Origin of the sequence: Bacillus sp. FSL M8-0063, assembly GCF_038005545.1 — a bacterium.
Classification (GTDB): domain Bacteria; phylum Bacillota; class Bacilli; order Bacillales; family Bacillaceae_G; genus Bacillus_A; species Bacillus_A wiedmannii.
In genome coordinates, this window is record NZ_JBBOTJ010000001.1 from 1,193,989 (window position 1) to 1,210,771 (window position 16,783).

Consider the following 16,783-nt stretch of genomic DNA (forward strand, 5'->3'; position numbering starts at 1 on the left):
ACTACAATCTCTTTTTGTTTAAATTAACGCCACCAAATCCAAGTCCAAAAGTAATTTCGTATATTTCGAGGGGTAATGCGTATAAAATGTTCGCCGTCAAAGAAACAATTGAAATTTGGAAGTGTTTCATCAGGATTTTTTGGAATAAAGTTGACGGTGTTTTCGTTGCTTGTAACGGTTACTGTAATTGGTGGGTCGGTAGGTGAGACTTGAAGTTGTAACGAAATATCCGCCGTGTTTTTAAATTCATTATTAACAGGTGGACTTATCACTTGTACTGTGAATAACACGCTAATTGTTTCGTTTGGTTCCAAATTAGTAGCGACTAGGAAACCGATATTCGGATTCGCTAGTGGAGAGCGTTCGCCGTTAATAAAGACAGTGCCGTTCATGAATTGTAAACCTAGTGGAATGGTATCTTGTAATGAAACATTTGAAAGTGAAATATCAGAAGTATTCGTAATCCGCACCGTATAATCAAAATATTGGTTTAAATAAGCTGAGTTGACGGAAGCGTTTTTTACTACTGTTGCAGTTATAAATTGAACTAGTATGCGTACAATGTTTGAATTAACAATGAAAGTAATAATCGGGTCTTGTGGTGTCAATTGGAAAGCTGCTGTAACTGTTGCGGAATTGACAATTGTATTGTTTGAAGGAATAGAAGTGACGAGAACTTTAAATGTTATCGTTGATACTCCATCTGCAGGTAAAGCGCCGATATTAATACCAGTGTCTGGACGAACATTTGGAACCGGAGTACCGTTAATTGTTACGCTGTTTTCTATAAATGTTGTACCAGCTGGAATGATATCTAGGACAGAAGTACTGATTGTAGGAATTGGTGAATGATTTATTACTTCCAATGTGAAAGTTATGGTCTCTCCTGTTGTTACGATAGATTTATCAGCTGTCTTTTCAATGCGAACCATCGGATCAACTACTGTTGTTGTAACGGTATTTGTTTGCTTTGTAATTGTAATAGGCGGTTCATTCGGATCAATGGTAACAGTATAGGAAATAGAAGCATCGTTATTGATTGCAGATTGAAGAGTTGAAGAAGATATTGTTACTTGGAAAGTAATGATAGCAGCTTCATTAGGAACAAGATTTCCTAATGTAATACCATTTTCAGGATTTGCATTAGGTTGATTGATTCCGTTAATCGTAACGCTGCCCGTAACGAAGGCTGTATCTACTGGTACGGTGTCTATGGCAAGAAGGTCTTCAATCGTAACATTACCGCTATTTGTAATCGTAATTGTATACGTTAAAGTTTGACCAGGTAATGCATTCGTTACATCAACAGACTTAATAGCAAAGACATTATCATTTTGGACAGTCGTTGTGACGGTATTGGTTGTAGTTGCATTCGTAACAGGTACGTTATTTGGGTTGACTATATAGTTAAAGGTAGTAATTGCGTTGTTGTTGAGTTCATTTGGTGTTGGGATAGAAGTCACAGACACTTGGAATGAAGCGATAGCATTTCCGCCAACAGTTATGGTACCAATTGGTATACCACTTACTGGATTAACTCCCGGAAGAGTTTCTCCGTTTACAATGACGCTATTTTCTATAAACGTAGTACCTTGAGGAATAATATCTTGAATGACTACATCATTTGCTGCAACATTACCAGTTTGATTGAGTGTAATCGTATACGTTAACGTGTCACCGACTGTTGCAAATGCTAGGTCAACAGTTTTATTACTATTCAAAGTCACATGATTAATTGTTGTTACGGCAGCTGATGAAATAATAGTTTCGGTAATAGGTGGTCGATCTGGTAACGTGTATTGGTATTCAATTGTACTCGTGTTAGAGATTGGATTTGTTTGCGGAATTGAAGTAACCCGTACTTGGAATAGAATAGTTGCTGTCGTATTAGACGGAATGTTATCAAGTTGTATCCCGTTAAGTGGATTGTCATTTGGACGAGCGGTGCCATTCACAATAACACTATTCTCTATAAAGCTCGTATTTGCTGGGATGATATCTGTAACGATAATGTTTTCTACTTGTATATTCCCACTGTTTGTGATGGAAATGGTGTAAGGGATAATCGTTTGTAGGTCAGCATATTGGATAGGTGTTGTTTTTATAGCGAGTACATTAGCAGAAATAACTTCAGTGAAGGTAATATTACTAGTTGATATTTGTTCCTCGCCATTAATTGTATAACGAGAAGTTGATTGGTTTTGGATACGACTGCTAGCTGGAAGAGATACCACGGTAACGGAAAACGTGACTGGGATAGAAGTGTTAGGAGCAATCGTTCCTACAAGTATACCAGTACTTGGATCCGCGTTAAGCTGAGGGATATTATTTACTAACACACTACCGTCTATAAAGGTTGTTCCATCAGGGATATTGTCTGTAAATACAACAGAAGTAGCATCCGTATTTCCTGTATTCGTTAAAGTTGTTGTATAAGTTAAAATGTCACCAATTGCTACAGAGGTCAAATCAACTGTTTTCAGTGAAACGATATCAGCGTCATTAATTTGGACGAAAGTAGTATTGGAAGTAGTAGATTTTTGAATAGGTGCAAAGTCAGGGTTGAAAATAAAATCGTAGACGATGTTTGCAGTATTAGGTGTTGGGTTTACAGCAGGTAAATTCGTAACGGAAACTTGGAACGTTATTGTTGTCGATTGATCTGCTGCGATATTAGGAATAGAAAAGCCGATATTTGGATCTGCTGCAGGAAGTACAGTGTTGTTAACTGTTACACTTCCCGGAATAAATACTGTTCCATCCTCTATAGTATCTGTAAAAAAGATGGAGTTAGTTGTAGTGGATCCGTTATTTTGAATGAGTACTGTATATTCAATGGTTTCATCAATATTAGCTAATACTGTATTAGCGGATTTTGTAGCGATAAGAATCACATCAATAAATTGTATATTTGTAGTATTGGAAGATGTCGTTTCTGAAATTGGTGGCAAGCTTGGGTCTGGCTGATACTCATAGTGGATGACGGCGATATTATTAATGTTATTTTGAGAAGGTGCAGAGACTACATTTACTTGGAATGTAACGATAATTGTATTGTTTGGAAGGATAATATCAAGGGTGATTCCGGTAATTGGATTTTCGTTAGGTCTCGGTATGCCATCTACAAGAATGCTATTTGGAACGAATGTGGTGCCAGCAGCAATTGCGTCAATTAGGAGAGTATTTGTAATAGGTACTGTACCAGCGTTTGTAACTGCGACTGTATATGTGATGATTTGACCTATGCGTGTAATAGATCTGTTAGCGGATTTAATTGCACTCACATTTGCCGTCCGCACTTCAGTATTTACTGCATTTGATAATGATCTACGCTGAATAATCGGAGAACTAGGGTCAATTTGGTATTCATACGAAGTGTCTGAAATGTTAATGACTGTGTTGCCCTCGGGTATATTTGTAAGTTGTACTTGGAATGAAATAGTGACTGTTTCATTTGGTTGTATCGTGCCGAGGGTTACTCCATTTTCAGGGTTCACACCAGGCTGAATCACGTTATTTATTGATAAGCTATCTTCAATGAATATAGTACCTTCTGGAATGTTGTCAATGAACACCGTATTGTTAGCTGGAACAGTTCCTATATTTTGTAGTGTATTTGTGTAGGTAATATGTTGCCCGATGGATACGAAAGTAACATCCGCCTGTTTAACAGAAATAATATTTGCATTTTGAAGTGATGTTGTAACAATATTAGAATTTGCAGAGCGATTCACTGGTGGAGCTGTAGGAATACTTACATATTGGTAATTTACAGATGATTGATTTACAATTTCGGTTTCAGTAGGTGGATTATTTGTTTGTACTTGAAATAGTATCGTTTTGGAACTATTTGGTGGAATCGTTCCAATTGGTATTCCGTTTTCAGGATTTGCATCAGGCTGAAGTACACCGTTAATTGTGACACTGTCTGGAACGAATGTAGTCCCAGCTGGAATAGAATCTGTAAAAGTAATATTTATTGCGTCAACATTTCCGGTATTTTTCACTTCAGAAATATAAAGTATAGTTCCGCCAATATCTACAGTGATTGGATTGGACGTTTTTGTAACTGTCAATTGTGCTTGCACGAAATTTGTAATGACAATATTACTTGTAGATGTTTCAGTAATAGGCGGTTGCCCTGGGTCTGGTTGAATTGTATATGTTGTATTAGATTGATTTGTAATCGATTGTTGCGAGAATGAATCGTTAATAAGAATTTGGAACGAAATAAGGTGAGTAGCGTTTGCTACTAGGTTAGGCAAAGTAACACCTGCATTTGGATTTGCACCAAGTATAGCTGTTCCGTTAAGTGTAAAACTATTTTCTACGAATGTAGTCCCTTCTGGAAGCGTATCTGAAAATATGAGATTAGTAGCTGGAATATTTCCGGTATTTTCTAGCGTTATCGTATAGGTCAAAATGTCACCGGTTGTTGCTTGTTGTGCATTGACAGCTTTTAAAGAAAGAACATTCGCATCCGAAATTTGTGTGAAAGCTGGATTAGACGTAATGGTTCGAGCGATGATAGGAGCAGTTGGATCGGCGATAAAAGTATAGTCAATACGGGCTATATTAGAAATTGGATTCGCGCTTGGAATGGATTGAACGATAACTTGGAATGTGACGGTGACGATTTCTGAAGGTGCAATGGCGTTTAATGAGATCCCTACGTTTGGATCAGTACCTGGAGCTGAAACGCCATTAATGGTCACACTATCCGGAATAAATGCAGTTCCCTCTGGGACCAAATCTGTTAAAGTAACTGTATTTGCAGTTGTATTCCCGTTATTTTGAACGACTACTGTGTAAGTGATTGTACCGTCAGTAGACTGTACGAGGGAATCTGTATTTTTAATTACAGATAGCGATGCATCAACGACAGCTGTATTCACCGTATTAGATGAAGATGTTGCTGTAACTGGAGGTTGACTTGGATCGACAATATAAGTGTAACTTGTAAGTGCTTGATTTATAATTGCTCCTTGCGGTGGAATAGAATTTGCAAGAAATTGGAACGTAATCGTAGCAGAATCACCTGGTGCGATAATACCAACTGGAATACCGAGAGTTGGACTTGCATCTGGAAGTGGAATCCCGTTAAGCGTAACACTATTTGGAACAAATAATGCCCCTTCAGGAACTCCGTTAATGAGTAATACAGAATTTGCAGGGAAGTTTCCAGTATTCGTTAATGTTGCTGTATACGTAATGATATCTCCGATAGATACGATTGATCGATTTGCTTCTAAAACAGTTGTAACAGTCGCGTTATTAATTTGTGTGGAAGCACTATTAGAAGTTATTGTACCTGTAACAGGAGGAGAGGCTGGATTAACTATAAATTCGTATTGAATAGATGCAACGTTTGTAATTGGGTTCGAAGGTGGAGTGGATGTAACTATGACTTGGAAAGTAACTGTTAAGGAACTATCGGTGTTCACGGTTCCGATATTCACTCCGTTATTTGGATTTGCACCTGGAATGGTACTTCCATTTACAGTAAAACTATTTTCAACAAAAGTTGTTCCTGTTGGAATCGGATCTGAGAAATTTACATTCGTAGCGTTTGTATTGCCGCTATTTTGAATTAAAACTGTATAAGTGATCGTGTCGCCGATGTTTGCAAAGGCAGTATTAGCAGTTTTTACAGCTGAAAGTATTGCTGAATTAATAGAAGTAACGAAGACGTTCGTTTCCACATTGCCAGGCTGAGCCTGTAATGCATTTCCTACGTTATATTGGAAGTTCACAAATCCTAAGTTTTGGAGTTCAGGTGTGAACGTTGTTGGGTTGCTTGTGATTTGAACTTGGAACATGATTGTTACAGTTTGATTTGGAATGATTGTATTTATGCCAATACCGTCAATGATAGAAGTAGATGCTAATGGTGTGCCATCAACAATAACTGATCCTGCAACAAATTGTGTCCACGATGGAATCGGGTCTGAGAAAATAACGTTATTAGCAGGAATATTTCCTGTATTCGTAATCGTAGTTGTATACGTAATCGTATCACCAATCGTTGCAAAAGCTTTATCTCCGATTTTAGTAGTAGTTAAAATAGCACTTTCAATTGTTGTTGTAACACTATTTGAAGTAATGTTTTTTGAAACAGGAGGATTAGCTGGATTGACGATATGTTGGAAACTAACACTAGCTTGATTGGTAATTGGATTTATAGGCGGAATTTCATCGGCACTAATATGAAATGTTACAATGACAGATTCGTTTGGCACAATATCACCAATTGGAACGCCTGTAATTAGGTCTGCATTTTGGATGGTAGTTCCGTTAAGTGTAAAACTATTCGGTTCAAAGGAAGTTCCGTCTGGAATTAGGTCGGTAAAAATAACATTCGTCGCACTAACATTTCCGCTATTTGTAATCGTAACGAAGTAGACAGTATCTTGCCCAATATCTACTGTTTCCACATTTGAATTTTTTTGTGCAGTAAGGATAGCGCTATTAACTTGTGTCGTCGTTGTATTAGATTGATTAGAAGTTGAAATGAACGGCTGATCTGGATCAACAATATAACGGTAAGTGGTAAGAGCCGAATTAGAAATAGGATTGTTGATTGGGAGGGTTGAAACGATGGCTTGGAATGTGACGATTGATGTGTTTCCACCATTAATTGAACCGATATTTACACCAGTAGATAAATCAGCGTTTGGAATGGTTTGCCCATTAACTGTGAAACTGTTTGGAACGAAACTTAAATTGCTATCAAGTATATCGATAACGGTAACATCAGTTGCAGCCACATTCCCGGTATTAGGAAGGTTAAGTGTAAATGTTATTGTATTATCAACATCCGCAAAAGTAAGATTTGCTGTTTTTGTACTAATAATAGTTGCATTGTTTATTTGAAGAAGCGTCGTGTTAGAATTAGCTGTACTTGAAACGGGAGGATTAACAGGATCAACAGTAAACTCATACGTCGTTGATGCTGTATTTGGTACAGGATTAATAGGTGGGATGCTGTTAACCGTAACTTGAAATACGATACTATATATTTCATTAGGCGGAAGTGCTGCAAGTAATACACCTGTATTTGGATTCGCGCCAGGTTGTAAAACACCATCAACAGTTAATGTGTTAGGAACAAATGTGAGTCCGCTCGGTAATACATCTGTGAATACAATGTTGGCTGCATCTGTATTTCCTATATTCGAAATAGAAGTAGTGTAAAAAGCAGTTTGCCCGACGTCTATAAAGGATACACTCTCGTTTTTCATCATGGATAATATAGCTTCTTTAATTTGAGTTGAAACAGGATTGCTAATTGAAGTTTCTGCATCAGGCGGTGAGACTAATTGATACGATGTTGATGAGAAATTTACAATTAGGTTTTCGGTTGGTAATGACGCCACGTTTACTTGGAATGAAACATTTACTGTAGACCCAGCTGTTATAGGCCCAATATTTACACCGTTCGATGGGTCCGCACCACTTTGAGGAACCCCGTTAATAGAAAATGAGTTTGTAATAAATGTAGTTCCGCTCGGTATTGTATCTGAGAAAATAACATTTTGTGCGGATGAGTTTCCATTGTTTGTTAAAGTAACAGTATAGGTGAGTGTGTCTCCAATACGACTAAAGGATTTATCGACTTGTTTTAATGAAAGAATGTTAGCTGTGTTAATTGTAGTGAACACTGTGTTTGAAGTAACATTTCTTGAAACAATAGGGGCATTAGGGTCAGTGATAAATGTGTAAGAAGAACTAGCGGAATTGGCAATAGGATTTTGAACAGGAGTAGAAGTAGCGGTAACTTGAAATGCTATTGCTATTGAGCTGTTAGGAGCAATTGCTCCAATTGTTATGCCTGTATTAGGATTAAGACCAATTTGCGTGATGCCATCTATTGTAACGCTATCAGTAATAAACGTTGTACCATCTGGTATAAGGTCAGTGAAAGTAATATTAGTTGCGTTTGTATTACCACTATTCGTTAAGGTTGTCGTATAGGTAATGGTATCACCTAGCGTTACAAGTGTTTGATCGACTGATTTAATCATCGTAATCATAGCATCTAATACAGGGGTTGTAACAATATTCGTTGAAGTAGAAGTAGTAGCAGGAGTTCCGTTTGGATCAACAGTATAAGAGTATAAAATCGTATCGTTACCCATAATCGAGCTTGAAGGGGGAACAGAAATAACATTTACTTGGAAAGTAACAGTTACTGTTTCACCTGGAGCGATATTTGGTATAGTTACTCCAAGTGCTGGCTGTGCACCAAGCTGTTGGATGCCATTTATTGTGACCGAATCTGGTACGAAAGTAGTGCTAGGAGGAATGGTACTTGTAAAAGTTATATTTGTAGCAGGTGTATTTCCTGTATTCGTAATTGTAGTTGTATACGTAAGTGTATCACCGACGGAAATAATAGATTTATCAACAGTTTTTGTTGTATTTAATATTGCACTATTAATTGTTGTTGAAACTGCATTAGATACATTCGTTTGTGATACGGATGGTTGGCTAGGATCGACCACATGTGCAAATTGTACAGAACTAAAATTCGAAATTGGATTTATACTCGGAATGTTTGTAACAAGTACGCTGATCGTAATAGCAACCATACTACCAGGGTTTATATTTCCAATCTGAATCCCACTAGCTGGATTCCCAATTTGTTGAGTGCCTAATTCGTTTATAAGAGTTCCAGAAATAAATGTTGTTCCGTCAGGTAACATATCAGTAAATATCACATTTTGTGATGTTACATTTCCAGGATTGCTTAATGAAATTGTATAAGAAATTGTATCTCCAATTGTTGCAAAAGTTTTATCTACAGATTTAATTGCCACAATTTCCCCAGAATTTATTTGTGTCGAAACAGGATTGGATGTCGTACTTCTTGAAACGAGTGGTAAATTAGGTCCTGTCATAAATTGATAATTAATAGAAGCACCGTTTACAACCGGTGAATTTGGCCCTCCAGGTCCGATTGTAAAAATAGGATTTGGAATACTAACTACTTGCACACTGAAGGTGACGTTTATAAAATCTCCTGCAATAATATCCCCAATTGGTATCCCATTCGCCGGATTTACTCCAGGTAATAAACCCCCACCTACTCGAACGCTATCTTCTATAAATACTGTATTATTTGGAATTGGATCTGTAAAAATGATATTCGTAGCAGTCGTGTTCCCTATATTATCTAATAAAACAGTATACGTTAAAAATGAATTTCCTGGTGCAACGTCAGAAAAGATACGGTCCACACTTTTCGTTGCTTGAATAAATGCTTCGTTAATTTGCACTAAAGTTGGATTACTTGTAGCTGTTTCTGTCACCGGTGGCTGGGTAGGATCCACAATGATAGAATATGTCGTACTGGATTGATTCAACGTAGGATTTGTAGCTGGTATTGAGCCAACGATAACTTGAAAACTAATTGTTGTCGTTCCTCCAACTGGAATGGGGTCTAAAGAAATCCCGCTCTCTGGTCTAAATCCAAGTTGTGGGATCGTATTAATTTGTACGCTATCAGGAACGAATGAAAGTTCAGGTGGTAATATATCGATAAAAACAGGTGTGTTTGCGGTAGTATTTCCGCTATTAGTGAGGGTAGTTGTATACGTAATTGTATCTCCAACAGCAGCAAATGCACTGCTTGCAGTTTTTGTTGCGATAACGGAAGCGGTATTTACTTGTGTAAAAGTTTTATTGGATTGAACTGTTCGTGAAACAGGCGGCTCATTAATATCAACAATAAAGCTATATTGAAGCGAGGATTTGTTAGGAATTGGATTAGGGTTTGGAAGAGTTGTAATATTTACTTGAAAACTAAGTGTAACCGATGCATTTGAATTCAAGTTACCAATAGTGATACCGTTTTGTGGATTTGCATTTGGGATGGTTACACCATTTATTTTAAAGCTATTTGGGACAAAAGCGGTACCGTTTGGAATTGTATCTGTAAATACAACGTTATTAGCAGTAGTATTTCCGGTGTTTGTAACAACTGAAGTGAATGCAATTGTATCTCCAATTGTAGCAAAAATTGTACTAGCATTTTTATTTATTACTAAAGTAGCATCAACAATCGGTGTAACTGTCGTGTTTGTTACGGTACTACCAACAGCTGGTGTTTCAGTTGGATTCACTGCATATTCGTAGTTTACAAGAGCATTATTCGTTAAAGTTCCACTAGGTGGAATAGCGAGGATTTTCACTTGGAATGTAATGAAAGTAGTGCCTCCTGGTGAAATATCGTCTAAATGAATACCTAATGACGGGTCTAATCCAGGTTGGGAAACGTTATTTATTGTAACGGAATTTGGGATGAAGGATGCGCCTGGTCCAAGTCCATCTGTTAAAACTGTAGCACTAGCAGGGATATTTCCTGTGTTCGTAACTGCAATCGTATAGGTAACGATATCTCCAATTGCAGCAGTCGGTGTGTTCACTGATTTCGTAGCGATGATTGTAGCGTTATTAATTTGAGTTGTTATTACGTTACTTAACGCATTGGCGGATGTTGGAGGTAAGTTAGGATTTATGACATATTGGTATGCTGTATTACTTTGATTAGGGATTGGGTTCGGATTCGGGATGGAATTTACTTGCACTTGGAACGAAATTATCGTATTTGCATTCGGATTTATTGGATCAATTGCTATTCCATTCGCTGGATTTACATTAGGAAGTAGATTCCCATTTACTGTTACACTATTAGGAATAAACGATGTCCCGTTTGGAATTACATCTGTAAAAATCACGTTTGATGCAAGAGTGTTCCCATTATTCGTTAAAGTAGTCGTATACGTAATAATATCATTTACGTTCGCAAACTGTTTATCAGCAGATTTTGTGGCGGTAATCGAGGCGTTATTAATAGTTGTCTGTACAGTGTTAGATACCACCATCTGCATGACAGTTGGTTTGGATGGATCGTACGTGTATTGGAATGTAGTGCCTGATTGATTCGTAATTGGATTTACAGCAGGAATAGTTGGTACAAAAACTTGGAATGAAACGGTACGTGATGAATTTGCCCCAATCGTACCGATCAAAATGCCGTTAGCAGGATTTGCATTTGCTATAGGGACACCGTTAATCGTTACAGTATTAGGAAGGAAGATGGTACCATCTGGAATGATATCTGTAAACGTTACATTAGTGGCAGGGAGATTGCCGTTATTCGTTAAAATTGTTGCATAAGTTATGACATCGCCAACATCAGCGAAATTTGTACTTGTTAGTTTCGTAGCAACAAGATTTGCGGTGTTAATTTGTGTCGTTACGATATTGCTAGTGGCATTTCTAACAACAGCAGGTAAATTTGGATCTGTGATAAAGCTATATTGTAGTGCAGCACTATTTTGAACTGGATTTGGTGAAGGTAAACTATTTGCACTAATTTGAAAAACAATGGTTGTAATTCCACCTGCGGGAATTGTCCCAACTTGAAGACCAACACTTGGATCAGCACCTAGCTGTAAAGCGCCGCCTATAAAAATACTATTTGGTACAAGAGTCGTACCAGGAGGGAGTATGTCGGTAACGACTACATTATTCGCTGGAGTATTCCCAGGGTTAGCTAAAGCAATTGTATATGTGATTGGTTGCCCAACATCAGCAATAGTTAAATCTACCTGTTTGACAATAACTACATTCGCTAAATTAATTTGTGTGCTTACAGTGTTACTTAAAGAGGTTTCTATAGTTGGTGGATCGCCTGGATTTAGAATAAAGCTATACTGTGTACTAGATGAATTTGTTGTTGGATTTTGTGTAGGTAAAGCAGTGACGGTTACTTCATAAGAAACAGTAATTTCACCGTTAGCAGGAATGGAAGGTAACGGAACACCGACGTTTGGATCAGCGTTATTTTGGAGTACACCATTAATAAGGAAAGTGTTTGGAATAAAGGTAGTACCATCTGGATTTGTATCTACGAAAGTAGGGCTATCAGCAGTAACACTTCCTGCATTCGTTAAAAGAATAGTATAAGTTAATACATCCCCAACAGTAGCAAACGCTCGATCCACTGTTTTTGCTGAAATGACATTTGCATCGTTTACTTGAGTAAATGTAGTGGTTGAAGTAGTGTTCTTACTTACAGGTGAAGCGTTTGGATCCACGATAAAGTTATAGGAAATAGAAGCGCTATTTGAAATAGGATTAGGATTTGGAATGCTAGTTATTAATACTTGGAATGAAGCTGTAATTGTAGTATTTGCATTGATGCTACCAATATTGATGCTAGCTGGTGTAGCACCTGGCTGAGCAACATTGTTAATCGTAACACTGTTTGGTACAAAGGCAGTACCATTCGCAATTGAATCGGATAGTAATACATTGTTCGCCGCAACATTTCCATCGTTTGTAAGAGCAAAGGTATAAGTTAATACATCTCCAACTTCCGCAAATGTTTTATCTACAGATTTAGTAGCTTGAAGATTTGCTAGTCTAATTGTTGATGTAACAGAATTAGAATTTGCTGTTTTTGAAGTTGGTGGCAGACTTGGATTTACACTATATAAATAAGAAACGAAAGCATTATTAATGATAGGATTTTGGGCGGTAATATTGATGACTGTTACTTGGAAAGAAAGTGTAAAAGTAGCTCCGCCAGGAATTGTGCCGATAGGTAAAGCAACGAGAGAATCTACATTTTGCAAAACTCCGTTTAATGTTACAGTACCAGGAGTCAATATCGTTCCATTTGGAAGTGGATCTGTTAGTTGCACGTTAGTTGCAGCTGTATTTCCACTGTTTGTAATGAGGATTGTATAACTTATCGTTTCGCCAATTGTGGCAAATTGTTTGTTTGTTGATTTTGTTAATGTTAAATTCGCGTTGTTAATTTGAGTGGAAACAAGATTAGAAGAGATATTTTTTGTAATTGGTGATTGGCTAGGATTGACGGTATATTGATAAGAAGCGCTTGATCCATTAGATACGACATTTGACGCGGGTATTGTGTTTACTACTACTTGAAAGGAAACATTTTTTGTTGAGCCAGTTGGGATAGATCCAATGTTCACACCGTTAGCAGGATTTGCTCCAACTTGTGTCGTTCCATCTATTGTTAAACTGTTTAGAACAAAAGTTGTTCCAGTAGGAATGACATCTGTAAAAATAACATTGTTCGCATTCGTATTACCTGTACCTGTAAAGGAAACAGTGTACGTTAGCGTATCACCAATATCTGCAAAATTTTTATCTACTGCTTTTGCCATAGTTACAGTAGCGTTATTCACTTGAGTAGATACGATATTCGTCGTATCAGTCCCGCTTACTGCAGGCTGATTTGGCACAGGAATGTATTGATATGTTGTTGTACCACTATTTAATATTGGATTTGTTTGGGGGATAGAAGGAACGAATACTTGAAATGAAATAGTAGTAGTAGAATTTGCAGCAATGGTTCCAATGGATATACCATTAGCGGGATTCGCTCCAGCTTGAATAACTCCGTTAACAGTTACACTTCCTGGAATGAAAGTAGTCCCACTAGGAATTGGATCCGTATATATAACGTTCGTTGCAGCGATATTTCCTATATTAGCTAAGGCAATACTGTAAGTTAACGTTTCACCAATGTCAGTAAAGATTTTGTTAACTGATTTTGTTCCATTAATATCTGCGAGATTAATTTGTGTTCCTGCAGAGTTGCTTGTTGCAAGACCGTTAAAAGTCGTTCCTCCGGCAATCGGTGTATATTGAAATGTAATATTCGCAGTGTTAGAGATAGGATTTTGACTTGGAAGAGAAACGACAGTCGCTTGGAAAGCTACTGTACGAGAAGAGCCATTATTAATTGTCCCCAGAGATATACCGGCGACCGGATTTGCGTTTGTTTGTGGTACGTTATCTATCGTTACGCTTCCAGGTATAAAGGAAGTACCGTTAGGGAGAACATCTGTAAAAGTAACGTTATTTGCAGGAAGAAGCCCGGTGTTAGGAACAGTAACTGTATAGGTTAGAATATCTCCAATTGTAGCGACACTTTTATTCACGCTTTTAGTTGCTTGTATATTAGGTGAGTTTATATTGATTTGTAAACCGACTGTATTTAACATATATGCATCCCCGTTAGTAGTTAAACGAATTGAGGCAGACACTTGGGAATTTGTTAAATAAGGAGAAATATCAATGGAAGTAATGTCCCATCCTTGTCTTCCAGCGGAGATATTTGTACTTGTAGAGGCACTCTGGTTTCGCGTTCCAAATGTACCAGTTGTATCTAAGTTCCCTGCAGCATTATTAATTTGAGAACCGAAGAAATTATTAACAGCATTATTTGGCCCAGATAATGCATTTAATGAACTGAAATTTGGTCCAAATAAAGCTTGATCCCCAGTTAAATCAGCATCCCCTTCAGTAGAACTTAAAAATAATCTCCCGCTTACAGGTCCCCCGGCAGGTGTTAAAAACCCGGAGACAGATACATCTGCACTACCGGTTTCTACAGAAACGCGGTTACCAGCTACGTAAATTGTTAAATTTCTTGCGGGTAAGGAACCGTTTTGATAAGCGACAATAAGCGTCCATCCTGCAGAATTAATGGCTCCATTAGAAGCGTCTAAAGGATCTACAAGTCCAGGAACAGAACCTGTTGTATAAGATCCAGATCCAGCAGCTTGAACGAGTGACGTTACATCCGCTGATCGTGTGTAAAATCCAAATGTGACAGATCCAGAAACGAATGTTTGATTTGAAGCTGTAACAGCCGAAGGGGTAATTGAGTATGTTGACACAGGTGTTGTAAAAGAAACGGGGTTTCCTAATACACTCGTAATGTTTTGATCACGAGATAAATAGTTTCCACCCCAAACGAGTTCTGCGTAAAGAATAGTACTACCAGCAGGGATATTCAAAATAGCGGTAGAACTATTTTGTGTATAGTTTAATGTTGTACCAGCAGGAAAAGTCGTTACTTGTAAAGCAGTATTCGTAGTTACGAATGCACCAATTGCCCCGATTGTACCAGCACGGTTTTGATTACTAATTTTACTTAACCCGAGTGTATTACCTGTAATTGCGAGTGCGCCGTTAGTGGTGGTAGAAAATCGATTCGTAATGGGCATGTTGTCACCTCATTTACAATATAGTCTTGGTCAAAATAGGATATGTGTGTGACAGATAAAGTGAAACATGTACAAGTTGATTTGATAATAATGATTTAAATGTCTAGATAAGGGGATGGGGAATGATTGGATTGAAAATAAGAGTGGATCGTCTTAGAAAAGAAAATATAGAGGATATTGTTGCATTATCTTCTTATATTGGCTGGGATTATAACAGAGAAGAAATTGAGACTATTTTTGACTCAGGTATTGTATACGGTGTGTGGAATGGGAGGAAGGAACTTATTGCTAGCGCGGCAATTATATTATATGGGGAGAAATTAGCGTCTATCGGAATGGTGATTGTACATCCGATTTATAAGGGAGGTGGGATCGGAAAGGCGATAACGAATTCATGCATTATGACTGTATCAGCTCAAACTCCAATAATGCTTATTGCTACGGATGAGGGAAAGCCTTTATACGAAAAGTTAGGGTTCAAGTCAGTGAGCTATGTTTCTAAATACATATGCAACTCATACAATGTGAATCATAAATGTGTAGAAAATGAAGAATGTATGATGGATTATGAAGAGGTTGATTTAGAAGAAATAATAAAAATAGATGAATATGCGTTTGGAACAAATAGAAAAGTATTTTTAAAGAAAAGAATTATACAAAGTGAACAATGCATCGTTGTAAAGGACAACAAACAAAATGTATTAGGTTACGGTTTAAGTATACAAACACTAGAAAATAAAATAATAGGTCCGGTCGTTGCTGAAAATGATGCGATGGCAATGAGAATTGTACATTATTTAGCAAGAGAACATCATGGTAAAGTAAGAATTGATGTACCAGAGGGTAAAAAAGATTTTATAAATCAATTAGAGGCTGTTGGCTTTCAAAAGGTTAATACACCACCAATTATGATGAGAAATAGTGAACAATTATTAAAACGGAATAATGGGCTCTATAGTATTGCAGCGCAAATTTTCGGGTGAAAAAGAATCCTTCTGAATGAAGGATTCTTTTTATTAATTACGATATTGGTCGTGAGTTGGTTGAAAAAGGTCTTCCTCGACATCTCTAACCATTGAAAAATGATCAACGTTATAATGTCCATGTAGAGTTTTATTATGATGACCAATAATTTGCTCTGCAGATAATACGTTAGAATCAGTTGTGGAATGACCGTTTTTAATTAATGTAACATCAAATCCTTGTACAGTAGCTGTTCTAACTGCGGTGTCGATGCAATGTTCTGTTTTACATCCACCGATAACGATATGATTAATTTTTTCTTCTTTTAAAAGTTCAAGTAGAGAAGTGCCATAGAATGAGTTTGTTGCTGCTTTATTAATAAGGATTGCAGACTGAGGTACTTTAATTTCATTATGTACTTCAAATCCTTCTCCACTACCAGAAGCAACATCGATATCTCTTACGAAAACAATAAGGGCATTTGCATCTATCGCTTTCTGTACGGCTGTATTTAGTGTAGATAATAACTCGGTTTTACGAAAAACTTCTTTTTCTTGTTCATTTCCATCCATTAATTCTTGCTGCGCATCGATAATTAATAGTGCTTGTTTCATCGTGTCTCCCCTTTAATATGAAATAAGTTCCACTATACATATTCATTCATATTACAAGGAAATCCTCTATTGTCTATGCAGTAGACGATAGATTTACAAAGTTGTCAAAGAAATTTCATTCTCATAGCGTGTAAAAACATGTATGATAGG

The 16,783-nt window shown here is 37.2% G+C and carries 3 protein-coding genes; 1 reads left to right on the forward strand and 2 read right to left on the reverse strand.

Annotated features, from left to right (window positions below; all coding sequences use genetic code 11):
* Positions 1-23 precede the first annotated feature (23 nt).
* Positions 24-15,056 (reverse strand): DUF7507 domain-containing protein, encoded by a 15,033-nt coding sequence (locus tag MKX31_RS06210; RefSeq protein WP_340980318.1) that lies wholly within the window; start codon positions 15,054-15,056, stop codon positions 24-26.
* A gap of 122 nt (positions 15,057-15,178) precedes the next feature.
* Between MKX31_RS06210 and MKX31_RS06215 the strand changes: the two genes are divergently transcribed.
* Complete coding sequence (locus MKX31_RS06215; protein ID WP_064476575.1) at positions 15,179-16,039, forward strand: GNAT family N-acetyltransferase; 861 nt, start codon at positions 15,179-15,181, stop codon at positions 16,037-16,039.
* Between the two features lie 33 nt (positions 16,040-16,072).
* On the opposite strand, the gene MKX31_RS06220 is transcribed toward MKX31_RS06215, so the two are convergent.
* Positions 16,073-16,633, reverse strand: coding sequence for a cysteine hydrolase family protein (locus tag MKX31_RS06220; RefSeq protein ID WP_088048420.1), 561 nt, complete (start codon positions 16,631-16,633; stop codon positions 16,073-16,075).
* Between the last annotated feature and the right edge of the window lie 150 nt (positions 16,634-16,783).